Source organism: Sulfuriferula sp. AH1 (genome assembly GCF_002162035.1).
GTDB lineage: Bacteria > Pseudomonadota > Gammaproteobacteria > Burkholderiales > Sulfuriferulaceae > Sulfuriferula.
On sequence record NZ_CP021138.1, the window covers coordinates 2092876 to 2117199 of the forward strand.

Consider the following 24324-nt stretch of genomic DNA (forward strand, 5'->3'; position numbering starts at 1 on the left):
TCAGCTGTTATTCAGCCAATTCTTTCCGATAATAAAATCGCTATACAAGCGGGCTTCAGGCGTTCCTGCTTCAGGCTGCCATTGGTAGGCCCATTTGGCTACCGGCGGCATGGACATCAAAATGGATTCGGTGCGTCCGTTCGACTGCAAGCCGAACAGGGTGCCGCGATCGTACACCAGATTGAATTCCACGTAGCGGCCACGGCGGAATGCCTGAAATTCGCGTTCGCGTTCAGTATAGGATAAATCCTTGCGCCGCTCTAAGATAGGCACATAAGCCGACAGGAAATGATCGCCGACGCTCTGCATCATCTGGAAACTGTGATCGAAATCGCGTTCGGCGAAATCATCGAAGAAAATACCGCCGATGCCGCGCGGTTCGTTGCGGTGTTTCAGGAAGAAATACTCATCGCACCATTTCTTGAAACGCGGATAATAACTGCTATCGAACGGCGCGAGGGCGTTATGGCACATCTGATGAAAATGCACTGCATCTTCCTCGAAACCGTAATACGGCGTCAGATCCATGCCGCCGCCAAACCACCATACCGGTTCTGCACCGGGCTTGGTCGCCATGAAAAAGCGCACGTTGAAATGCACAGTCGGCACATACGGATTACGCGGATGGAACACCAGCGACACGCCCATCGCTTCAAAACTCCTGCCGGCTACTTCGGGATGGGCGGCTGAGGCCGATGGCGGCAGATTCGCCCCGAACACATGAGAGAAATTCACGCCGCCGCGTTCCAGCACATTACCGTTTTCGATGACGCAACTCATGCCGCCGCCCCCTTCTGCACGCTCCCAGCTATCGCGCACGAAGGATTTGCCATCGACCTGCTCGATACGTTCGACGATGAGCTCCTGCAATTCCAACAGAAATTCCTTGACTGCTATCGCGTCCATTCCGGCACCCCCCATGAATAAAATCTCAATGACGTAAAATCTGGCCGGTCACCAAATCCCTGATAACGCTTGGGCGATCAGCCTTACCGATTTTACCGTGAATCACCCGTACCTGCCGACCAAATACATGCTGTACCTGTCGCGCCTGTTTCAATGAACGCTGTCCGCTCCGATTGGCGCTGGTGGACACCAACGCCGATCCATGTTTCCTGCATAACCGAACCACCGGCTGATGTGCTGTCATGCGGACGGCCAGCGTAGCATGCTGCCCCCTTAACCATGGCGGACACTGTTTCGAAGCTGCCAGCAGCAGGGTAACCGGTCCCGGCCAGAATCCGGATGCCAGCGCGGCCCGCAACGCGTCTTTGGCCACATAACGCGCCAGCTGCCGCGGATGCGATGCAATCAGGATCAGCCCCTTGGCCTGCGGACGCCGCTTAAGTTTTAAAATCTGTAACACTGCCCTCCGCGAACGCGGATCGCACCCCAAGCCGTAACAGGACTCAGTGGGGTAAGCAATAACCTGATGCGACGCCAGATGCTTCAAGACTGTATTTACTTCTTGCGGTCGATCGCACGATAACCGATATCGCGGCGCATCTGGCTACCGGCAAAATGAATCTGTTCTGCAACTTCATATGCGCGCCGCTGCGCGATCTTGACGCTGTCGCCCAGCGCGGTGACGCACAGTACGCGACCGCCGCTGGTCACCACCTGATCGCCCTGCAATTGCGTCCCCGCATGAAACACGTGGAAATCTTCTTCATTTTTCGGCAATCCGCTGATCGCATCGCCGACACGCGGACTATCCGGATAATTGGCAGCCGCCATCACCACACCCAGCGCGGTACGCCTGTCCCATTCAGCTTCGACCGTATCGAGCGTACCATTGACAGCATGCTCCATCAGCATCACCAGATCCGACTTCAGCCGCAACATGATGGGTTGTGTCTCGGGATCACCCATACGGCAGTTAAATTCCAGCACTTTGATATTGTTATCGCTGTCGATCATCAGGCCGGCGTACAGGAATCCGGTATACGGCGTCCCCGCCTGCTTCATTCCGGCCATCACCGGCGCGATCACCTCGCGCAAGGTCTTGGCATAAATCTCCGGCGTCACCACCGGGGCGGGCGAATACGCGCCCATGCCGCCGGTATTGGGGCCGGTATCGCCGTCACCGATACGCTTGTGATCCTGACTGGTCGCCAATGGCAGCACATGCTCGCCATCGCACATCACGATAAAGCTGGCCTCTTCCCCGCTCAGAAACTCCTCGATCACTACGCGTGCACCGGCATCGCCCAGCTGATTGCCTTGCAGCATCATATCTACCGCTTCGTGGGCTTCTGCCGCAGTCTGCGCCACCACCACGCCCTTACCGGCAGCCAGGCCGTCGGCCTTGATCACGATAGGCGCACCATTCGCATCAATATACGCATGGGCGGCAGCAATATCGCTAAAAGTCTGGTATTTTGCGGTAGGAATGCCATGCTGCTGCATGAAGGCCTTGGCAAAATCCTTCGAAGCCTCCAGCTGCGCCGCGGCTTGCGTAGGGCCGAATATTTTAAGGCCTTCGGCACGGAAGGCATCAACGATACCTGCAGCCAATGGCGCTTCAGGGCCCACCACAGTCAACAGGACCTGTTCGCGCCTGGCGAATTCAAGCAGCAACGGTATCGAGGTGACCGGTACATTGGTCAGTTCCTTTTCGCCTGCGGTACCTGCATTACCCGGCGCCACAAACACCTTGGCAATACGCGGCGACTGCGCCAGACGCCATGCCAGCGCGTGTTCGCGTCCACCTGAACCAATAACGAGAATATTCATGAGTATCCTGACTTAATGACGGAAATGCCGATGTCCGGTAAAGACCATGGCGATACCGTGTTCGTTGGCAGCAGCAATCACCTCTGCGTCTTTCACGCTGCCACCCGGCTGGATGACAGCCTTGGCGCCGGCCTCGGCCAAGACGTCCAGACCGTCGCGGAACGGGAAGAAGGCATCCGAAGCGACAGCACAGCCTGCCAATGACAAACCGGCATTAGCCGCCTTGATTACCGCAATTTTGGTGGAGTCGACGCGGCTCATCTGTCCGGCGCCGACACCCAGTGTCTGACCACTGGCAGCGAACACGATGGCATTGGATTTGACGAATTTCGCTACGCGCCACGCAAACAGCATGTCCTGTATCTGCTGCGCGCTGGGATGGATATCCGTCACTACGCGCAAGTCGTCGACTGTGATATTGAAATTATCCGCAGTCTGGACCAGCAACCCGCCGCCCACACGCTTCATTTCCAGTACATTGGTTTCATGAGCCAGCGGCACCGTCAACACCCGCACGTTAGTCTTTCTGGCCAGCACTTCACGTGCCGCCGCACTGTAAGCAGGCGCGATCAGGACTTCCATAAATTGTTGCGACACGGCTTCCGCCGCCACTTCATCAACCTCGCAGTTGAACGCGATAATACCGCCGAATGCGGAGCTGGCATCCGTCGCGAACGCCAGACGGTAAGCGCTTACCGCGTCATGTGCGACAGCGACGCCGCTCGGGTTGGCGTGCTTGACAATCACACATGCGGGCTGATTGAAGGTCTTGACGCATTCCCACGCCGCATCGCTGTCTGCGATATTGTTATAGGACAATTCCTTGCCCTGCAACTGAGTATAGTGCGCCAGGCTGCCTGCAACCGGATTCAGGTCGCGATAGAATGCTGCGGCCTGATGCGGATTTTCGCCATAACGCATGGTTTGCACGCGCTCGAAATTCAGATTCAGTCGGCTCGGGAATGCAGCCTGTTCGCCATCCAGTTCACGTGCGGTCAAATAGTTGGAGATCGCACTGTCGTACTGCGCAGTATGGGAAAAAGCCTTGCACGCCAGATCGTAGCAGGTGCCTGTCGACAGCGAACCGTGATTTGTTTTGAGTTCACCCAGTACCTGTGCGTAATCCGCCGGATCGGTTACCACGGCGACATGCTGATAATTCTTTGCGGCGGAACGTACCATGGTCGGCCCGCCGATATCGATATTCTCTATTGCGTCAGGCAAGGTGCAATCCGGCTTGGCTACGGTCTGGCTGAACGGATACAGATTCACCACCACCAGATCGATGTAACCGATCTCCGCACGCCGCACCGCTTCAGCGTGTTCGGCCAGATCGCGCCGCGCCAGTATGCCACCATGGATTTTGGGATGCAGGGTCTTGACACGGCCGTCCAGCATTTCCGGAAAACCGGTGTAATCGGCCACTTCAGTCACCGGAATACCATGCTCGGCCAGCATTTTTGCTGTACCGCCGGTGGACAGTATTTCGATATTGAATTCGCGTAAACCTTGAGCCAGCGCCAATACACCGGTTTTGTCAGACACACTGATCAGTGCGCGTTCTATGTAAGCCATGTTGGATCCTGAATGATTAAATGATGGGACACAGCAAATTATTCGATGCCGTACTGTGCCATTTTTTTGCGTAAGGTATTGCGATTAATGCCGAGATATTCTGCAGCCCGGGTCTGATTTCCCTGAGAGAAATGCAGAATCTTCTCAATCAGGGGCTGTTCCACACACGCCAACACCATGTCATAGATACCCGTCGGCGTTTCGCCGTCCAGGTCCTGAAAATAGGTGTCCAGGGCGCGCTCCACACACGCCGCGATTTCATTCTCTCTGTTCATTAAGTCCCCTAGCTAGCTTGATTATGCAGCCAGCGTTGTTGCGTCATCGGCAACGTCATCTGCCACATAGTCGAGATGTTTGCCGCGTGCGCGGCATCGCTCAAAAAAATCATCAACAGCGGCCACTTGCTCTTCCAGTGTCTGCAACTGATTCATTGCATGACGGAATATTGCAGAATCATGCAACCCTTTGGTGTACCAGGAAATATGCTTTCGCGCGATACGCACACCGGATTGTTCGCCATAAAAACCATACAGATCATGCATATGATCCGTCAGCACCCGATGTATTTCATCTACTTCAGGAGGCGGCAAGTACGTCCCGGTTTGCAGGAAATGGGCAATCTCGCGAAATATCCATGGACGCCCTTGCGCGGCCCGCCCTATCATCACCGCATCCGCCCCTGTGTATTCAAGCACGAATTTCGCCTTTTCCGGCGTTGTAATATCACCGTTGGCGATAATCGGAATGCGCGCCGCCGCTTTGACTGCAGCAATCGTATCGTATTCGGCTTGTCCGGTATAACCGCAAGCCCGTGTCCGCCCATGCATGGCCAAAGCCTGAATGCCGCTATCCTCGGCGATTTTCAGGATGGTCAATGCGTTTTTATGCTGCCTGTCCCAACCGGTACGGATTTTCAATGTCACTGGCACCCCTGGTACCGCCGCCACGACCGCGGCCAGGATGCGCGCCACCAGCGGTTCGTCCTGTAGCAAAGCCGACCCTGCCATCACATTGCAGATTTTCTTGGCCGGGCAACCCATGTTGATGTCGATGATCTGTGCCCCGCGATCCACGTTATGCCGTGCCGCTTCAGCCATCATCGCCGGATCGGAACCCGCGATCTGCACCGAAATGGGATCGACTTCGCCCTCGTGGTTCGCACGGCGCTGGGTCTTGGCCGAGCCGTACAGCAGCGAATTGGAAGTCACCATTTCCGACACCGCCATCCCTGCGCCCATTTGCTTGCATAACTGCCGGAATGGACGATCGGTCACCCCGGCCATAGGGGCGACAATGAGATTGTTTTTAAGGGTGTGACTACCAATACGCATGGATGGGAGAAACCGTAAAATAGCCGCACATTTTATACGCTAAACCCGTTCCACGCAAAATTGGTGGATAATATCGGCTTTGCAATTTTGATAGGCAATTCATGAATGCGCACCTTCCCACCGCCAAACTCTGGCATCGCTTTGCCGCGATGCTGTATGAAACCCTGCTATTGCTGGCGGTATTATTCATTGCCGATTACCTGTTCATCAGCCTGACGCATAACGCACAATCGCCCTTGTTCAAGGCACTGCTGCAGATTTACCTGATAGTGGTCATGGCTGCGTACTTCAGCTGGTTCTGGATGCGCGGGCAATCCCTGGCGATGAAGACCTGGCGCATACGTGTGGTAAGCGTGGACGGCAGCAAACTCACGCTGCGGCAAGCGCTATTGCGCTTTCTGTTCAGCTGGCTGATCGGCATTACCCAGATATGGGCATTCTTTGATCGCGACGGCCAGTTTCTGCATGACCGGCTTGCAGGCACCCGGCTGGTTACTGACGCTCGACCCGCTTAAGCAATACGATACCCAGCAGCAGGAAGCCGATGGTAGGGACTATCGCGCTCATCAATGCAGGCCAGTCGTTCAGCAAGCCGATATAGGCGAACAGCCGGTTGAACAGATGGTAACCCAGACCCAGCATGATGCCGGCAAACACCCGTGTGCTCACCGATCCGGCGCGCGGGCGGTGATACGCAAAAGGCAGCGCCAGCAAAATCATGACAGGCGCTGCAAACGGATAGATCAACTTGCTCCACAACGCTATTTCATAACGCTTGCTGGGCTGGCGGTTGGCATGCAAATGCTGAATGTATTCCCACAGATTCAGCGCCGACATCTTCTCCGGCGCCACCAGCAGCACGTTCATGATGCTGGGCGTCAGCACCGATTGCCATTGATTCTCCGGATAGTGAGCGACAGTGATCCCGGCCGGGGTAAACCGGGTTTCATCAATCTGCTTTAACTTCCAGACATTGTCGTGCAAAAATTCGCCGCTGGCGGCGCGATAGATCCGCTGCAGACGAAAGTGGTCATCGAACGTATACACGTTGACATCGCGCAACGCCCCATCCGGAGTCACTTCGCGCACATTGATAAAATTGCGGTCGTCGCGCACCCACAGACCGGAACGGAAAGCCTGCGCCACCAGCGCATTGGTGGCCTTAAGCTTCATCTGCTCGGCATAGCGTTCGCTCGCTGGTGCGACGATCTCGCCAAACGCAAAAGTCAGCGCAGTGAACAGCAAGCCTATCAGCATCAGATAAACGGCGATGCGCCGCATCGACAAACCCGACACCAGCATGATGGTGAACTCGGAGTTCTCCACCATCCGCGATAGCGCAACCAGCGTGCCGATCAGCGCGGCCACCGGGAGCAGCTCATACAAATGCCCTGGCACGCTCAAAGTCACATACACCAAAATCTGCCAGAAACCATAAGTGCCCTTGCCCAGCGAATCGAGCTCATTGATCAGATCGAACAGCGCAAACAAAGTCATCAGCGCAGTAAAAACAAATAACGATGCGGTGAGCGCCTCGGTTGCCAGATAGCGGACGATGACTCTCATTTCCACCACCGCAATTTGCGTACCGTTACCCGTTGATAAAACATCAGCGCCATGACGGTGGCCATGATCAGATGCGCACCCAGCAGGCCGGCAATGAACGATATCCGCTGCTGCGCGACCCACGCTTCGATAATGCCCAGCATGTTGTTATAAATGACGAAAATGAGCAGCGAAAGAATCAGGCTGAATGAACGACCCGCACGCGGATTGACGAAACTCAGCGGTATCGCCAGCAACGCCAGGATCACCGCGCTGATCGGGAATCCGCAGCGCCAGACGAATTCCGCCAGATTGACCGCGGTAGGGTTCTGCAGCAATGTCAGGGTAGGCAACGCATTGGCGCCGTAATCGCGATGCAGCGCCACCGTTTGCGGCTCGAGCCGCATCCAGTAGCGCCCGAATTCGGCAAGCTTGTAGTCCGCCTGCCCCGGTACGCCTTCATAGCGGCGCCCGTTTTCCAGCACCAGATAACGTTCACCATCAGGCAATTCGTGATGCTCTCCGGCTTGCGCAACGGTGATGCCCAGCGTGTTGTTTTCCACCGACTGCATAAACACGTTCTTGACGCGCGCGCCGTTGTTTGCCAGACCTTCGATAAAATATACCTTATCCGCCTGCTTGGATTCGGTAAACATGCCGGGAGCGATCACCGACAGCTCATCGCGGCTGTTCAGCAACTGCCTGAATTCGTCCTTTTTACTCAGCGCCCACGGGATCACCGCCAGATTCAATACGCCGATCGCCAGTACCACCGGCAATGCAAAGGTCAGAATGGGACGCACCCATGCAGTCAGGCTCAGCCCCGCACTGAACCACACCACCATCTCGCTCTCGCGGTAAGCGCGCGACACCGCCATGATGATGGAAATAAACAAGGTCAGCGACAGCAGCAACGGCAGAAAACTGAATACGCCGAACCCCAGGAATGCAAGCACGGCCTCGACCGCCAGCTCACCTCGCGCCGCCTCGCCGAGCAAGCGGATAAACAGCGTAGTCAGCGTGATGGTCACCAGCACTAGAAACACGCCGAGATAATTAAAAATGAGTTCACGCAATAATGCGCGGCGAAAAAGCATGATAAATTTTCTTAGTTTTGACTTTTAACAGAAGACTGCAAATAATGGGGGTATTCATTCATGCGCAGGAGCATCTCGTGGAATTTAGCATAAAAAACACCCAACCAGAAAAACAACGCGCTGCCTGTATCGTGGTCGGTGTATTCGAATCCCGTCAATTATCCGCCAGCGGACGCGAATTGGATAGCGCCAGTCAGGGTTATTTATCCAAAATCCTGACGACCGGCGACATGAACGGACGTGTCGGCAGCACCCTGTTACTGCATCATGTGCCGCATCTGGGCAGCGAACGCGTACTGCTGGTTGGACTGGGCAAGGCCGAGGAGTTCAACGCCAAGGCCTTCCTCACCAGCATCAATGCCGCACTAGCCAGCCTGAATGCCACGGGCGCCACCAGCGCCGCGCTGTATTTGCTCAATGAAGTCGTCGACAGCCGCGACATCGCCTGGAAGATCGAACAAACCGTACTGGCCGCCTACGCGCAACGCTTCCAGCCCGGCAAACTGAAAAGCAAAAAGGACGAACCGAAAAACAGCGGCAACGCGCTCAAGAAGCTCATCCTCAACATTGCACCGGCCTATACCAAAGCAGCGGAAACCGCGCTTGCTCATGGCAAGGCCATCGCCGCCGGCGTAGAACTGGCGAAAGACCTCGGCAACCTGCCCGGCAACATCTGCACACCGGCTTATCTGGCGCAGCAGGCACAGGACCTGGCCAAGGCATTCCCGCTCAAATGCGAAGTGCTGGAGCGCAAAGACATGGAAAAACTGGGCATGGGTTCCTTGCTCGCTGTAGCGCAAGGCAGCAACCAGCCGCCGAAACTCATCATCCTGCGCCATAACGGCGGCAAAAAGGGCGCGAAGCCGATCGTGCTGGTCGGCAAGGGCATCACCTTCGACTCCGGCGGCATCTCGCTCAAACCGGGCGCAGAGATGGACGAGATGAAATACGACATGTGCGGTGCAGCCAGCGTGCTCGGCACCTTGCGCGCAGCCGCCGAACTCAAGCTGCCGCTCAACATCATCGGCATCATCCCCAGCAGCGAAAATCTGCCTGACGGCATGGCAGTCAAACCCGGCGACATCGTCACCTCGATGTCCGGCCAGACCATCGAAATCCTCAACACCGATGCAGAAGGCCGCCTGGTGTTATGCGATGCGCTCACTTACGCCGAACGCTTTGACCCCGAAGTCGTCATCGACATCGCCACCCTCACCGGCGCCTGCGTGATTGCGCTTGGGCATCATGCCTCGGGGCTGTTCAGCGGCAATGACGAACTCGCCGCCGAAATCGAACAGGCCGGCGTATCCGCACAGGATCGCGTCTGGCGCATGCCGCTGTGGGACGACTACCAGCCGCAGCTCGACAGCAATTTTGCCGACATCGCCAACATCGGCGGACGCCCCGCCGGCTCGATCACCGCTGCCTGCTTCCTGTCGCGCTTCACCCAAAAATACAATTGGGCGCATCTGGACATTGCCGGCACCGCGTGGAAATCCGGCAAGGACAAAGGCGGCACCGGCCGTCCCGTGCCATTGCTGACGCATTTCCTGACGGCACGCGCAGCAAGCAAATGACGCGGGTAGACTTCTACTCCAACGCGACGGACAAGCTCGAGCTGGCGCGGCTGATCATTCAGAAAGCGCACCGCCAGGGCTTGAGCATCATGGTGCACAGCACCGACCAGCAGGCGCTCGGCGAACTCGACCGGCGCTTGTGGTCCGATCCGGCAACCAGCTTTCTGCCGCACTGCAGCACCGAAGCTGCGCATGCCGCGCAGACGCCGGTGGTGCTGGGTGCGGATATCGGCGATCTGAGCCACAACGATGTGCTCATCAATCTGAATGATACAACGCCCGGTTTTTTTAGCCGCTTCGAGCGCCTGATCGAAATCGTCAGCCTTGACGAAACCGACCGCGAGACCGCCCGGCAGCGCTGGGTGTTCTACAAGCAGCGCGGCTACGCGATGAGCAATCACGACATGAGCAAAAAATAACCGATCATTATGGACGATCCCCTACTCGACAAAATGCAGGCATTGATGGGCAAATACCATGCGCCGGTTGCAGGTGCGCCTGCGACGCACACGGAACCCCTGACGATACCGGATTACGATACCGCACCGGCCTTTCCTATCCTCACCGATATCGTCAAACTGGGCGATGCGGTTTTTCACGATCCGCAATCGATCGCCGCGCTACAAACCGACACCAGTGCGATTTCTGCCGACACCAGTAACCAGATTGCGCAGCAGATTTTGCGTGCCGTCGATGCACAAATGCAGAATCAGGTCACGGCCCTGATCGCACCGCGCTTGCAGCAAGCCATGGACGAAGCCCTGGCCGCATTATTGCCGCAGCTCACGGTCAATATCGAACACATCATCCATGAAACGCTGGTGAAGGAATTCGCCCGTCGCGGGATTCCGCTCAACAAGGACGACGATTCGGTATAATGTCGTGTTTTACCCAACACGACTCTGCATCATGGAACTCGCCAAAAGCTTCGAACCCCAACAAATAGAACAACGCTGGTATCAGCACTGGGAACAATCGGGGTATTTCCGCCCGAGCATGGACAGCCAGCAGCCCGCTTACTGCATCATGCTGCCGCCGCCCAATGTCACCGGCACCTTGCACATGGGGCACGCTTTTCAGCACACCATCATGGACGCGCTGATTCGTTACCATCGCATGCAGGGCGACAACACCCTGTGGCAGCCCGGTACCGACCACGCCGGCATCGCCACGCAGATCGTGGTGGAACGCCAGCTCGACGCCAAACACATTTCCCGCCACGACCTCGGCCGCGACGCCTTTCTCGACAAAGTATGGGAGTGGAAAGCCCACTCCGGTTCCATCATCACCGGGCAGATGCGCCGCCTCGGCACCTCTTGCGACTGGAGCCGCGAGCGCTTTACCATGGACGAAGGACTCTCCACAGCAGTCTCCGAGGTATTCTTCAAACTGTATAACGAAGGCCTCATCTATCGCGGCAAACGCCTGGTGAACTGGGACCCGGTACTGGGTACCGCGGTATCCGACCTGGAAGTCGTCTCCAGCGAAGAAGACGGCTTCATGTGGCATATCCTCTACGCCATCGAAGGCGAGGAAGGCTTTGTCGAAGTCGCCACCACCCGCCCGGAAACCCTGTTCGGCGACGTCGCCGTGGCCGTGCATCCGGAAGACGAACGCTACAGGCACCTGATCGGCCGCCATGTGCGCCTGCCCATCGCCGAACGCAGCATCCCTGTGATTGCCGACGACTATGTCGACCCCGCATTCGGTACCGGCGTGGTCAAGATTACCCCCGCACACGACTTCAACGACTATGCCGTAGGCGCGCGCCATCATCTGGTGCCGATCAGCGTATTGACGCTGGATGCGAAGATGAACGACCTGTGTCCGACCGAATACCAGGGGCTGGACCGTTACGCCGCCCGGGAAAAGCTGCTGGCCGAACTGCATGACAAGGAACAGCTCGCCCATGCCAAACCGCACAAGCTCATGGTGCCGCGCGGCGACCGCACCAATGCGGTGATCGAGCCCATGCTCACCGACCAGTGGTTTGTCGCCATGGCAGAGATGGGCAAACAGGGGCTGGAGGTAGTCAAATCCGGCGAACTCAAGTTCGTACCGGAGAACTGGACTTCCACCTACAACCAGTGGCTGGAAAACATCCAGGACTGGTGCATCTCGCGCCAGCTATGGTGGGGGCACCGCATCCCGGCCTGGTATGACGAAGACGGCAACATCTACGTCGCCCATACCGAAGCCGAAGCACAGCAGCAGGCCGGCGACAAGCTCATCCGCCGCGACGAAGACGTGCTCGACACCTGGTTCTCCTCCGCGCTGTGGCCGTTCTCCACGCTGGGCTGGCCGGAGAAGACACCCGAGCTGGACGCATTCCTGCCCGGCTCGGTGCTGGTCACCGGCTTCGACATCATCTTCTTCTGGGTCGCGCGCATGGTGATGATGTCACTGCATTTCACCGGTAAGGTACCGTTCCGCGAAGTCTATGTCACCGGCCTCGTGCGCGACGCCCATGGCAACAAGATGTCGAAATCCAAAGGCAACGTGATTGACCCGCTCGACCTGATCGATGGCATCGCGCTGGAAGATCTCATCGCAAAGCGCACCACCGGCATGATGAACCCCAAGCAGGCGGCCAGCATCACCAAACAGACCCGCGCCGATTACCCGAACGGCTTTGCCGCATTCGGTACCGACGCGCTGCGCTTCACTTTCGCCAGCCTCGCCACCCACGGCCGTGACATCAAGTTCGACTTGCAGCGAGCCGACGGCTACCGCAATTTCTGCAACAAGCTGTGGAACGCCACACGCTTCGTGATGATGAATTGCGACGGCAAGGATGTCGGCCTCGACGAGACCCTGCCGCTCACCTACAGCGATGCCGACCGCTGGATCATCAGCCGTCTGCAACAGGCCGAACTGGGCATGGCCCAGGCCTTCGCCGACTACCGCTTCGACATGGCGGCGCGCACGGTGTATGAATTCGTCTGGGACGAATACTGCGACTGGTATCTGGAACTGGCCAAGGTGCAACTCCAGGCAGGCGATGAAGCGGCCGCCCGTGCCACGCGCCGTACGCTGGTGCGAGTGCTGGAAACCGCATTACGCCTGGCCCACCCTATCATCCCGTTCATCACCGAAGAGCTGTGGCAGACCGTCGCACCGCTGACCGGCAAGTCCGGTGGCAGCATCATGACCCAGCCTTATCCGCAGGCCGACACCGGCAAGATCGACGACAACGCCAACACCCGCATCGCGTTGCTCAAGGACATCGTCAATGCTACCCGCGGTCTGCGCGGCGAAATGAGCCTATCGCCCGCCCTTAAAGTGCCTCTGGCGATGACCGGCAACGCCGCCATGCTAAACAGCTTCGCGCCTTACATCGCGGCGCTGGCCAAGCTCAGTGAAGTCAAAATCCACAACGAACTGCCGCAAGGCGATGCGCCGGTTGCGATCGTCGGCGACACCAAACTGATGCTGCTGATAGAGATTGACCGCGAAGCCGAGACTGAGCGCCTGAACAAGGAAATCAGTCGCCTGCAGGGCGAGATCGGCAAATGCGAGGCCAAGCTCGGCAACGCCAGCTTCGTCGACCGTGCGCCGGCTGCCGTCGTCGATCAGGAGAAACAGCGTATGCTGGACTTCAAGACAACGCTGGACAAGGTACAGGATCAGCTGCAACGCTTGCTGTCCAATTAACCTATGCCGCGCTGGGACATCTTCTGCGCCGTCATCGACAATTACGGTGACATCGCCGTCACCTGGCGCCTGGCGCGGCAACTGACAGCAGAACACGGCATCAAGGTACGCCTGTGGGTAGACGATTTACGCCCGCTGGCCGCGCTATGCCCGGACGCCGATGCCAGTACCGGCCGGCAAACCATCGATGGCGTGGAAATCCGCCTGTGGGCGGCCGATTTCCCTGCCGTCGACATCGCCGATGTCGTCATCGAAGCCTTTGCCTGCACTATTCCCGACAGCTACATCGCGGCCATGGCCGCCAGCGCCGTCAAACCGCGCTGGTTCAATCTCGAATATCTCAGCGCGGAAGACTGGGTAGCCGGCTGCCACCGCCTGCCTTCCCCGCATCCGCGCCTGTCGCTGGTCAAGCATTTCTTCTTCCCCGGCTTTACTGCCGGCACTGGCGGATTGCTGCGCGAGCATGACCTGCTCGACCGCCGTCATGAGTTCCAGGCATCATCTGCACAACAGGCCGAGTTCTGGGCGCAGCTGGGCATCGCGTCAGACCCCGCCGCATTCAAGATATCCTTGTTCGGTTACGAAAACCCGGCGCTGGCCGAGTTATTGCAAGCCTGGATCGACAACCCCACGCCCATCTGCTGCATGTTGCCCGATAGCCGGCTCACGCCGCAAGTCAGTGAATTTTTCGAGGCAGGCAACACCTGGCAACGCGGCAATCTGCGCGTGCACCGGCTGCCCTTCCTCGATCAGGAACGCTATGATCGGCTATTGTGGGCCTGCGACATGAATTTCGTGCGCGGCGAAGACTCGTTCGTCCGCGCCCTGTGGGCTGGGCGGCCCTTTGTCTGGCATATCTACCCGCAGACGGATAACGCCCATCACGTCAAGCTCGATGCGTTCCTGGCCTTGTACAGACAAGGGCTGGGCAGCCGCAGCGCCGCCGTACTGACCGGCTTCTGGCACAGCTGGAACCAGATCGGTACGCAGCCGCTTGCCTGGCAGGCCTGGCAAGCGGCTTATCCGCAGATCAGGCAGCATCATGAGGCATGGGTGTCCGAACTGGCAAAGCAAACCGACCTGGCGACCAATCTGGTTAAAGCCGCCTGTAACGCCTGATCACGCCAGCACAATAATCCACTCACCGAGTGAGAACAGGCAGCGCCTGCCTGCCCGCCGGCCCTCACCCTTCCGCAGCCGGTCAATCATAAGCGAACCCCGGATTCAGATGCATACCCGTCAGACGCGGCACATTGGGTACATGATTTTTAACCACCGGCGTACTTTTCAGATACTGCTCGACCACGTCCCATATCGGTTCTCCCTCTGACTGCGAGCTGCCTGCTCCCCACTTCGCCACTTTATAGAGCTTGTTGGCCTGCACCGGCTGACCGTGCAATGTCATGTTGCTGATACGCGCATTCATCTCTGCCGCGGGTTCGCACATGTAAATCAGCCCGCCAGTACGCACCATGTCGCCGCCCTGATGCTGATACGGATCGTCATTGAATATCTTGTCGCACAGTTTTTCCAGATGCTGCTTGATCTCGGCCCCGGTCATCTCCGTCACGGAAGTATGAGGATAGGTAATCGCAGTCTGTTCCATCAGATTTTCGCGGGTGATCATCTGTCCGGGCAAAAGCGTGGTACCCCAGCGGAAGCCGGGTGAGAATGCGATCTCGGCGTCCTTGACCTGCATCAGGGCTTCGACGATCAGCTGATCCCAGGTTCCATTGAAATTGCCGCGCCGGTAGAGCAACTCCCGGCTCTCTGCGATGGGTTCCTGCAGGCGCGAGGCGAACGGCGCGCGCACCCGGTCAATGACCGCCTGCATATCCGGGTCGGCAGGCAGCAATTCCGAAAACACCGGTAGCAGATGGTAGCGGTAATCGGCCACCCGCCCGTGCTTGACGTCAAAATCGATTACGGCAAGGAATTTCCCATGAGAGCCGGCATTGGTGACGATGGTCTTGCCGCCCGCATTCCGCACCACGCTCGGCACCGGCACACCGTCGTGGGTGTGACCGCCCAGAATCATGTCGATGCCGGTTATGCGCGTGGCCAGTTTAAGGTCGATATCCATCCCGTTGTGCGAGAGCAGGACGACGACTTGCGCGCCTTTGCTGCGCGCCTGATCGACCACCGCCTGAAGATGCATCTCGTCGATGCCGAAGTCCCAGCCGGGGACGAACTGCTCACCGTTCGCCATCGGTGTATAGGGGAACGCCTGCCCGATGATCGCAACCGGGATACCGTTCTGCTCACGCATGACATACGCATCAAAAACCGGCGAATCATCCTTGCCCGCGATGTTCTGAGCGATGAAAGCGATCTTGTCCTTGAAGTCGTTGCGCACGACATGCAGCACACGCTCTGCGCCATGGCTGAACTCCCAGTGCCCGGTCATGATATCGACGCCCAGCGCCAGCGATGCTTCCACCATATCCTGTCCCGCCGTCCACAGGGCCGTGGCCGATCCCTGCCAGCTGTCGCCCCCGTCCAGCAGCAAAGCCTTGGGGCGGTCGGCCTTGAGGCGCTTGACCAGACTGGCGAGATGCGCGAAACCGCCTACCTTGCCGTAAGCCCGCGCCGCCGCGTCAAAATTCAGATGCGAGAACGCATAAGCCTGCCGGCTGCCGGGCTGAATGCCGTATGCGTCCAGCAGCGGCATGCCGACCAGATGCGGCACTTTCCCCTCGGTGCTGCCGACGCCCAGATTGATGCTGGGTTCGCGATAATAAATGGGCAGCAACTGGGCGTGACAGTCGGTGTAATGCAACAGACTGACGTTGCCGAAAGCAGGAATATCGTAAAGCTGCTCCGCGCTATTGGGCGCGTTCGCATCGGTGGGGACATAAATTTCCATTCTGACTCCTCGTACCGGGAAGGCCGGTTTCAACAGCAGCGCGCGTATGCAATCGCCGCCTGCTCACGCACATTGCGTCATTCATCATCTCCGTCCGTTCGGGCAATACCCTTTTCACTGCGGACGGCACGTTCGAACATTTCATCGCGTTCCAGCATGGTGTATTTGGGTTTCTCGGCCCACGCGCGGAATGCGGACGAAATGAACCATACGCCTGTGAGCAATACAATCAGGACAACGATGGCACCGACAAGCGCTGACATCATGGCTGCCGCCCCGCAGCGGGTTTGAACAGGCTGCGCACGAAGGCACTCACCGCCTGCCTGTCTGCCGGCGCAAGCTGATGCCAGGGCGGCATGCTGGCGCCGGGAACCCCGTTATCCAGCGCATCGAGTATCAGCGCCGTATCAGGCCGGGCTTCGGTAAAATCGGCAGGGCGCGGCAGCAACGCGATGCTGGCGGGGCCGTCACCCTTGCCTTGTTCACCGTGACAGTTCAGGCAATTCTCCGCATAGACCACGGCACCGCGGGACAGCACATTGACCGGCGCCTGCGCCGGATCGTCCGCCCCGGTATGAAACGACTGCACATAAGCCGCCAGACTGGCGAGATCGTTGACGGGGAGATCGCGCCAGGCCGGCATCGCGGAGCCTGGCACGCCATTCCACAAGATATACGCCAGCCCCTTGACTGTAAACTGCTGCCGCCGCAGATCGGCTGGTTTGGGCGACAGCCCCGCTGCAGCCGGTCCATTGCCATCACCATTGCCACCGTGACAGCCTGCGCAATTCTGTGCGAACAGGGTACGTCCGCGTGTGAGCAGCTGCGCGCGCGCCGGTACGCCATTTACCAGATCCGGCGCTACGTCGGCGATCCTTGCCTGATTCGGGTGGATAAAAGGCGTAGCGCAGATGCTCGAAATCTCCATCTGCATGGCCGGATCCAGCCCCTCATCGGTGACAGTGCCTGTCCCCGCACCAGACTGCCGCGCACGACCCAGCGTATGCAGATAAGCCAGCAGATCGGAAGCAGCAGCAGTCGGACGGTCGGGGCGGCCATTGAACAGCCACGGGAACCCCGGCATCACCGAATCGGGAACGATCCAGCGCGGACTATACAGGTGCGTGAGCTGCCAGTCATCGCTGCGGACGCTGGCCTCGCGCGCAAGATCGGGACCTATGCGCCGTGTTCCCCACAGTTGCGGATAATCGTAACCTGTTTCCCATGCTGCCGTGGGCGGCCCCCAGTGCCGCACGTCGGTAAACAGAAAACGCACCTGCTGGGTATGGCACAGCGCACAGCCCAGGCTGGCATAGACGCGGCGGCCGCGAAGTTCGGCGGCAGTGTAATTCGGCATGGGCGCCGGGCCATGCACGCCCATCGTCTTCGCCAGACGCCATCCGGGCAACACCCCCAAGACGACAAACGAGAGCAGGAAGAAACCGATGCCGGCGACGAAAACCAGCAGATACGCCAGGCCGAACCAGCGCTGCGGCTCCAGCCTGGATTGATGGATTGCCATCTCAGCCACCAGCCGCCTGAGGCGCCGCTGCGCCCATGTGAAAACTGCGCTTGCCGGTGCCGGCATGACGATTGACTGCACCGGCGAACATGCCCGCGATAAACGCCGCAAATCCCAGCAGCAAAGGTATTGCAGTGGCTGCGCGGACCAGCCAGTAAATACGCGAATCGCGCACCGAATCCATCCACGGCGCCGTACTGTTCCATAACCTACCCTGCATCAGCCCTGCCATCGTCAGATCGACGAACATGACCCCAAGGCCGAACAGGATCAGCCAGTAAGCGAGATGCATGTAGCCCGAATGATAACGGCAACCCGCACTGCGCTCACAGACATGCGCGATGCCGCCCAGGGCGCCGAAGGTGGCGAAACCCAGCATCGCCAGATGCGAGTGGCCGATGACCCAATCGGTAAAATGAATGTAGCGCTGCATCGGCATCAGCGCCTGAAGCGAGCCTTGCAGGCTGACGACAAGGTAGATCACCACGCTCGTCCATACAAAAAGCAGCGGGGCGTCACGCCTGACCCGCGCACCCTGGCCGCGCAGCGACATCAGCAGATTGAATACCACGATGATCACGTCGATACCCAGAATGACCGATGCGGCGATGGCCGCGCGCTGGGTGTCCATCGGTATGGACGAATAGATGTAGTGATGCGTGCCGTTAAGCGGGTAAACGAAAAACAGCAGCCAGAAACCCAGCATCGAAAGAAAATGGCTGTAGATGGGCTCCCCGGTGCGTACCGGAAATACATAATAGGCGATCGCGACGACCAGGGGTGTCACATACAAGCCGATGGCGTCGTGTATCCATAACCCGCTGAATGCGGCACCAATCGCGCCGGGCACCAGCATCGGCACCAGACTGCCCACCGGAAAAGCGAGAAGGGTGAATACCAGTGCGCCGATGATATACCACGACGTCACATAGATGCCGTCCGGATTAGGCCTGCGCGCCAGCGGCGGGATGAATTGCAACGCCGTCAATATCAGGCAGGCTTCGGTCACCAGATTGACTGCCAGCGGGAATTCCGTCCATTCGAGCGGCTTGATCGCCCACAGATAATCAGGCAGGTTGATGAGGACGACCGCCCAACCCAGCGCGACCACAGCGAGATTCCATAATACGAACAGCCACCATCCCAGCACGCTGCTCATCACCGGGCGCCCGGCCAGACGCGGCACGGCAAAATACAGAAACGCCAGGAACGCATTGCCGAGCCAGCCGAACAGGATGCCCTGGGTATGATCCGCGCGCACCGAACCCCAGGTATCCCACACATGCCCGCTCAGAAAGTCCGGATCGACCAGCTTGATGGCGGCGACCGTGCCGAACAACGCAGCGATCAGCAAACTCGCCACCACTGCATAGGCATGGGCTCGCATCAGGGCAGCCTCGACAGGCGCGACCTTCGCACCCGTCACAAAACTGAGCGACGGCCCGTTCCGATGTCCGGCATCGTGTTGCATCACCTTCTCTTATTATGCGGTGCGCTATTCGGAGTTCCCTTGCCCAGTTGCTGCCCGTTCACCGTAAGTCCGTACATGCTGTCGGGCGAATCGTGATATTTTGCGCGGGTCTCGGCGAGATTGCCGTTGAAACGCGGATCCTGCGGACGTTCGTGACTGTCCATGAAGGTCGCCACATCCCATGCCTGCTGATCGGTCAGCGTACCGCCCAGACCCAGCGGCATATTGGCCTTGATGAAACCCGCTGCATTCTTGATGCTGCCCATGCCGGCACCCCAGTTAAAGGATTTCTCGCCCCATAACGCAGGGAACACGGTCCGGCCGTTGGCATCGACCTGACCGGCCCCGTCCGCGCCGTGACACACGGCACAATGCTGTTCGAACACTTGCTGGCCACGTGCATAATCCCGCGGCAATGGTGGCTTGGCCACCTTGGGATAACCCCGGCCCGGCAGCTTTGAATTGATAGTCGCACCACTCGCCAGCCAGTACGAATAGGTTTCCAGCGCCACCAGCACAGGGTCGCCAAGCGGCGGCGCTTTGCCGTTCATGCTGAATTTAAAGCATCCCTGTATGCGCTCGGCATAGGTATTGACGTGCTTGTTCTTGCTGCGATAGGCGGGGTAAGCGACATAAGCTGCCCACAATGGCGCTGAATTGGCGAGACGGCCCGCGTCCAGATGGCAGCTGGCGCAACGCAGATTGCTGTTCGGACTTACATACTGGCTGGCAGCGCGTCCCGTATTCTCGAAGATATCCTTGCCCATTTGCACGACCTTGCCGAATTCATCCTGGGGCATGTCCTGATCGGCTGGCGGCTGAAACAGGGCCGGTTTGGCATTTGCCGTGGCAGCCGACGGCGCCTGCGGCTTGTGAACCGGAGTGTCGGCAGGATTCCGGGCTGGCAGCGGTTGCGCGGCTCCGGCCGTGAGGATGATGCCGCCTGCAGTGACAGCAAGAGCAGCGACGGTCAATCCGGCAGCTAACTGAGTCTTCATGGCTTAGTCCTCCCATTGGCAGTGCTCACGGGCAATGTTGCGAAGTACGCGGCAACATCACGGATATCGGTCGCGGACAACTTGGATGCGATGACTTTCATCAACCCCAGGGGACCAGGAGCACGCGCGCCCTGCTGCCAGGCATGCAGCTGGTTCTCGATGTATATCGAAGACTGTCCGGCCAGCGCCGGGAAAGTGGCGCCCACGCCCGCCCCGGTCGCGCCGTGACACTGGATGCAGGCCGGCAATCCTTGCGCCCAGCGGCCCTGGAGCGCCAGACGTTCGCCCGCAGGATTCGCGTGAGGCGTTGCACCTGCCGCAGTGGCGGGGGCAGGCAGGCTGGCGTAATAGCCCGCAACCGCGGCCCGCTCCTCCGCGCTCAGGGATTTGGCGATGGGCGACATCACCGGATTGACGCGCTGCCCTTTCGCCAATGCGACAAGCTGAGTCTGCAGATAGCCGGCGTTCATCCCGGCCAGCCGGGGGAACCCGCTTGCGGCCATGCCTTCACCGTTGGCACCGTGGCAGGAAGCGCAGGCCGGCGTACCGTGATCGGTACCACGTTGCGCGATGGCAGCACCGTCGGCAAATGCGGGATTAATCATCCCGGCGGATGCAAGACCGACCAACGAAATGAGAGTCAGATTCGGACGCATGGAAATTCCCTCCTTGACGACAACAATTCATGAAATCCACCTTGCGACATTGCCACTCCGGTTAAGCGCTCCTTCAGGCCCGGATAAACGCCAGCAGATCGGCGCTGAGCTGCGCCTTATGGGTGTCCGTGAGGCCGTGCGGCGCGCCCGGATAAATCTTCAGGGTCGCATTCTTCACCAGCTTCGACGAATGCAGTGCCGACGCGCCGATAGGCACGATCTGGTCATCGTCGCCGTGCACAATCAGCGTCGGCACGTCGATTTTTTTGAGATCTTCGGTGAAATCCGTTTCCGAGAACGCCTTGATGCAATCCAGGGTGTTTTTATGCCCCGCCTGCATGCCCTGTAGCCAGAACGAGGCCATCGTGCCTTCCGAAACCCGCGAACGCGGCCTGTTGGCACCATAGAACGGGCCACTGGCGAGATCCTTGTAGTATTGCGAACGGTCATCGATGGAGTGCTGGCGTATCTCGTCGAACGTCTCCATCGGCAAACCGCCGGGGTTTTCCGGCGTTTTCAGCATCAGCGGCGGCACGGCGGAGACCAGCGCGACCTTGGACACCCGTTTGCTGCCATGCCGGCCGATATAACGTGCAATCTCGCCGCCGCCCGCCGAGAATCCTATCAATACGGCATCCTGCAGATTCAGCGTCTCCATCAGTTCGGCGAGATCATCGGCATAAGTATCCATGTCATTATAATTCCACGACTGGCTCGAGCGGCCGTGGCCGCGGCGATCATGCGCGATGCAGCGATAGCCGTTGGAGGCCAGATAGACCATATGGCCCTCCCAGCTGTCCGCGTTGAGCGGCCAGCCATGACTGAATACCACGGGCTGCCCGACACCCCAATCCTTGTAATAGATGCATGCTCCGTCCTGCGTTGTGATTCTGCTCATTCTCGCTTCCTTGTTCATTTATCGGAAAGGCCGCCCTTCCCTGTCTCCGTTCATATTTACGATATGCCCTTACAGTGGCTACGCCAGAATTCGTACCGACTTTTCCCGGGCCCATTGCCGCGTTTTTGCCGCAGCGATGAATGCATCGATATCGCTGGCCGCCACGACGCCGGCGTCCGCTTTGATATTCGCCATTTTCACAAGCGCTTGGCCGCCTTTGTCAAAGACAATGGCCTTGAGATGACCATACGCATCGCGTATGAAGTCGATGGCGGCAGCTTCCCCCGCCAGGGTTTTTGCGCCCTCGTCGGAAAGAATGACGCCGACTGCATCAAACAGCACCGAAGGCGTGCCTGCAAGCTGTCCGTCTGCCGCGAGCATCGAGCCATCGGCCAGCTTCGCGCCGCCCACTTTGAGCGCAACGATCCTGACAGTAGCACCGGCATCGGTCGCAGCCTTTTTGAGCTTGCTGACTGCGGCAGCATCGGAACCATCCGCGACAAGGATGCCGATGACGCGCCCCATCAGCGTATCTTTCATCTTGCCAATGGTCCGCAAGGCAGGCGAAGGCGGCAGCTTCAGGATCGGCGCTGCGGTCGGCGGCGCCTCCGGCATTGCGTCCAGCGCCAGACCTCCAGCAACGCGTCTGGCGAGATCGGCGTCGATATGCAGCAAGTGGCCGACCATCGCCTTGCGTACATGTACATGCTCGACCTTGGAGAGCTCGAACACCAACGCCGAGGCGATATGGGTCTGTTCATGCGGGGTCTGGCTGATATAGAACTGACGCGCCTGACTGTAATGATCGGCAAAACGCTCGGGCCGGATGCGGCCTTTCTCGCCGGTTTCGGTAACCGCAGCGCTGCGGAACCCCTGCGGCGTTTCACGCGGCGAGTCCCCCGACAGGGAATTCGGTTCGTACGCCACGCGGCCGGCCGGTTGCGTCATCTGCATGTGGCCGTCGCGCTGCTGATTGGCGAACGGGCATTTGGGCATATTGACCGGAATCTGGTGAAAATTGGGCGAGCCCAGACGCGAGAGCTGGGTATCGAGATAGGAAAACAGCCGCCCCTGCAGTAACGGATCATTGGAGAAATCGATGCCGGGCACGATATTGGCCGGGCAGTAAGCCACCTGTTCGGTCTCGGCAAAGAAATTGTCGGGCCAGCGATCCAGCACCATGCGCCCGATTACCTGCAAGGGCACCAGTTCTTCCGGAATCAGCTTGGTCGCGTCCAGATGATCGAAGGGGAATTTGCCCGCTTCTTCCTCGGTAAAAAGCTGGACCGCCAGTTCCCACTCGGGATAATGGCCGGCCTCGATCGCTTCGAACATGTCACGGCGATGGAAATCCTGATCGGCGCCTGAAATCTTGACGGTCTCGTCCCAGACAGTCGACTGCAGGCCGAGCTTGGGACGCCAGTGGAATTTGACGAAAGTCGATTCGCCGGCTGCGTTGATCAAACGGAAACTATGGATGCCGAAACCCTCGATCATGCGCAGCGAGCGCGGCAGCGTACGGTCCGACATGATCCACATTACCATGTGCATGGCTTCGGGCGTGAGCGACATGTAATCCCAGAACGTGTCATGCGCGGTTGCCGACTGCGGATAACCGCGGTCGGGTTCCATCTTTACCGCGTGGATGAGGTCGGGAAACTTGATCGCATCCTGAATGAAAAACACCGGGATGTTATTGCCGACCAGATCCCAGTTGCCTTCCCTGGTGTAAAACTTGACCGCAAACCCGCGTACGTCGCGCGGCGTGTCGACCGAACCCGCTCCGCCGGCGACTGTTGATATGCGCGTAAATACAGGCGTCTTTTCGCCCACCTCGGTGAGGATGCGTGCAGTGGTGTACTGCTGCAGTGAGGCAGTCAGCTCGAAATACCCGTGCACGCCGGTCGCACGCGCATGGACGATACGCTCGGGAATGCGCTCATGATCGAAATGAGTGATCTTTTCGCGGAGGATAAAATCCTCCAGCAACACCGGCCCGCGCACACCGGCTTTAAGCGAATTCTGGTTATCGGCAACCTCGACACCCTGATTCGTGGTGAGAGGCGGATGCTCGCCGCCCGCCAACTGATGCAACTCGCCGCTTGGCGCTGATTGCGAATTCTCAAGGGAAACCGGATTCTTTGACTGCCTTCCGGAACGGCCCGCTACCTTTTGATTTTCTTTGCTCAAGATTCATCTCCTTGATAAGCACATCGGTTTAGCCGTTCCTGCAACGAAAAAGACGATGCGCCGAATCGAATAATTCCCGTTTAAGCCCGCCAACAGGAAGAAGGTATTAAGCGCTACCTTAATTCTGTCCTCCCAGGCCGTCTGTACGGTGGCGTACATTTTTAACGTACGCCACCGTACAGAACTGCATCTTTATCAGGTCTATCTT

Annotated in this window: 22 protein-coding genes; 6 read left to right on the forward strand and 16 right to left on the reverse strand. The window is 58.5% G+C overall.

What is annotated here, in order from left to right:
• Genes hemF through dusB form a run of 6 tightly spaced genes read right to left on the reverse strand, consistent with a single transcriptional unit; the run spans position 1 to position 5642 of the window.
• Positions 1 to 906, reverse strand: a complete 906-nt coding sequence (gene hemF / locus CAP31_RS10615) for an oxygen-dependent coproporphyrinogen oxidase (RefSeq protein ID WP_087447503.1) — start codon at positions 904 to 906, stop codon at positions 1 to 3.
• Between the two features lie 25 nt (positions 907 to 931).
• Complete coding sequence (locus CAP31_RS10620) at positions 932 to 1453, reverse strand: L-threonylcarbamoyladenylate synthase (protein WP_087447504.1); 522 nt, start codon at positions 1451 to 1453, stop codon at positions 932 to 934.
• Positions 1454 to 1461: 8 nt separating this feature from the next.
• Positions 1462 to 2736 carry a phosphoribosylamine--glycine ligase gene (gene purD / locus CAP31_RS10625; RefSeq protein ID WP_087447505.1) on the reverse strand — a complete coding sequence of 425 codons (1275 nt, stop codon included), beginning with the start codon at positions 2734 to 2736 and terminating at the stop codon, positions 1462 to 1464.
• A gap of 12 nt (positions 2737 to 2748) precedes the next feature.
• Positions 2749 to 4311 (reverse strand): bifunctional phosphoribosylaminoimidazolecarboxamide formyltransferase/IMP cyclohydrolase, encoded by a 1563-nt coding sequence (gene purH / locus CAP31_RS10630; RefSeq protein WP_087447506.1) that lies wholly within the window; start codon positions 4309 to 4311, stop codon positions 2749 to 2751.
• 38 nt (positions 4312 to 4349) lie between these two features.
• Positions 4350 to 4586: a helix-turn-helix domain-containing protein gene (locus tag CAP31_RS10635; protein WP_087447507.1), complete on the reverse strand. Its 237-nt coding sequence runs from the start codon at positions 4584 to 4586 to the stop codon at positions 4350 to 4352.
• A gap of 21 nt (positions 4587 to 4607) precedes the next feature.
• Positions 4608 to 5642 (reverse strand): tRNA dihydrouridine synthase DusB, encoded by a 1035-nt coding sequence (dusB, locus tag CAP31_RS10640; protein WP_087447508.1) that lies wholly within the window; start codon positions 5640 to 5642, stop codon positions 4608 to 4610.
• Positions 5643 to 5743: 101 nt separating this feature from the next.
• On the opposite strand from dusB, the gene CAP31_RS10645 reads away from it, so the two are divergent.
• Positions 5744 to 6157 (forward strand): RDD family protein, encoded by a 414-nt coding sequence (locus tag CAP31_RS10645; protein WP_087447509.1) that lies wholly within the window; start codon positions 5744 to 5746, stop codon positions 6155 to 6157.
• On the opposite strand, the gene lptG is transcribed toward CAP31_RS10645, so the two are convergent.
• Together lptG and lptF are read right to left on the reverse strand one after the other, a co-directional pair.
• The gene (lptG, locus tag CAP31_RS10650) at positions 6135 to 7208 is read right to left on the reverse strand and encodes an LPS export ABC transporter permease LptG (RefSeq protein WP_087447510.1); all 1074 of its coding nucleotides are present in this window, start codon (positions 7206 to 7208) and stop codon (positions 6135 to 6137) included. The two genes, CAP31_RS10645 and lptG, sit on opposite strands and share 23 nt — an antisense overlap.
• Positions 7205 to 8284, reverse strand: coding sequence for an LPS export ABC transporter permease LptF (gene lptF, locus CAP31_RS10655; protein WP_087447511.1), 1080 nt, complete (start codon positions 8282 to 8284; stop codon positions 7205 to 7207). The genes lptG and lptF overlap by 4 nt, the downstream gene beginning before the upstream one ends.
• A gap of 77 nt (positions 8285 to 8361) precedes the next feature.
• On the opposite strand from lptF, the gene CAP31_RS10660 reads away from it, so the two are divergent.
• Genes CAP31_RS10660 through earP form a run of 5 tightly spaced genes read left to right on the forward strand, consistent with a single transcriptional unit; the run spans position 8362 to position 14634 of the window.
• Positions 8362 to 9861: a leucyl aminopeptidase gene (locus tag CAP31_RS10660; protein ID WP_189836612.1), complete on the forward strand. Its 1500-nt coding sequence runs from the start codon at positions 8362 to 8364 to the stop codon at positions 9859 to 9861.
• Positions 9858 to 10280, forward strand: coding sequence for a DNA polymerase III subunit chi (locus CAP31_RS10665; protein WP_087447512.1), 423 nt, complete (start codon positions 9858 to 9860; stop codon positions 10278 to 10280). Before CAP31_RS10660 ends, CAP31_RS10665 begins: the two co-directional genes overlap by 4 nt.
• A gap of 9 nt (positions 10281 to 10289) precedes the next feature.
• On the forward strand, positions 10290 to 10739 hold the full coding sequence (locus CAP31_RS10670) for a hypothetical protein (protein WP_087447513.1): 450 nt from the start codon (positions 10290 to 10292) through the stop codon (positions 10737 to 10739).
• A 31-nt stretch (positions 10740 to 10770) separates the two neighbouring features.
• Positions 10771 to 13515, forward strand: coding sequence for a valine--tRNA ligase (locus tag CAP31_RS10675; RefSeq protein ID WP_087447514.1), 2745 nt, complete (start codon positions 10771 to 10773; stop codon positions 13513 to 13515).
• Between the two features lie 3 nt (positions 13516 to 13518).
• Positions 13519 to 14634: an elongation factor P maturation arginine rhamnosyltransferase EarP gene (gene earP / locus CAP31_RS10680; protein WP_087447515.1), complete on the forward strand. Its 1116-nt coding sequence runs from the start codon at positions 13519 to 13521 to the stop codon at positions 14632 to 14634.
• A gap of 82 nt (positions 14635 to 14716) precedes the next feature.
• Here the strand turns inward: earP and soxB are convergent, their stop codons facing one another.
• The 8 genes from soxB to CAP31_RS10720 all read right to left on the reverse strand — a co-directional run bounded on the left by soxB (position 14717) and on the right by CAP31_RS10720 (position 24116).
• Positions 14717 to 16381 (reverse strand): thiosulfohydrolase SoxB, encoded by a 1665-nt coding sequence (gene soxB, locus CAP31_RS10685; RefSeq protein WP_087447516.1) that lies wholly within the window; start codon positions 16379 to 16381, stop codon positions 14717 to 14719.
• A gap of 77 nt (positions 16382 to 16458) precedes the next feature.
• The gene (locus tag CAP31_RS10690) at positions 16459 to 16647 is read right to left on the reverse strand and encodes a hypothetical protein (RefSeq protein ID WP_087447517.1); all 189 of its coding nucleotides are present in this window, start codon (positions 16645 to 16647) and stop codon (positions 16459 to 16461) included.
• Positions 16644 to 17903, reverse strand: a complete 1260-nt coding sequence (locus tag CAP31_RS10695) for a cbb3-type cytochrome c oxidase subunit II (RefSeq protein WP_087447518.1) — start codon at positions 17901 to 17903, stop codon at positions 16644 to 16646. The genes CAP31_RS10690 and CAP31_RS10695 overlap by 4 nt, the downstream gene beginning before the upstream one ends.
• Position 17904: 1 nt before the next feature.
• Positions 17905 to 19374: a cbb3-type cytochrome c oxidase subunit I gene (locus CAP31_RS10700; protein WP_087447519.1), complete on the reverse strand. Its 1470-nt coding sequence runs from the start codon at positions 19372 to 19374 to the stop codon at positions 17905 to 17907.
• Complete coding sequence (locus tag CAP31_RS10705; RefSeq protein WP_189836613.1) at positions 19374 to 20372, reverse strand: c-type cytochrome; 999 nt, start codon at positions 20370 to 20372, stop codon at positions 19374 to 19376. The genes CAP31_RS10700 and CAP31_RS10705 overlap by 1 nt, the downstream gene beginning before the upstream one ends.
• Positions 20369 to 21028: a cytochrome c gene (locus CAP31_RS10710; protein WP_087447520.1), complete on the reverse strand. Its 660-nt coding sequence runs from the start codon at positions 21026 to 21028 to the stop codon at positions 20369 to 20371. Before CAP31_RS10710 ends, CAP31_RS10705 begins: the two co-directional genes overlap by 4 nt.
• A gap of 73 nt (positions 21029 to 21101) precedes the next feature.
• Positions 21102 to 21926, reverse strand: a complete 825-nt coding sequence (locus CAP31_RS10715) for an alpha/beta fold hydrolase (protein WP_087447521.1) — start codon at positions 21924 to 21926, stop codon at positions 21102 to 21104.
• Positions 21927 to 22004: 78 nt separating this feature from the next.
• Positions 22005 to 24116, reverse strand: a complete 2112-nt coding sequence (locus CAP31_RS10720) for a catalase (protein WP_087447522.1) — start codon at positions 24114 to 24116, stop codon at positions 22005 to 22007.
• Between the last annotated feature and the right edge of the window lie 208 nt (positions 24117 to 24324).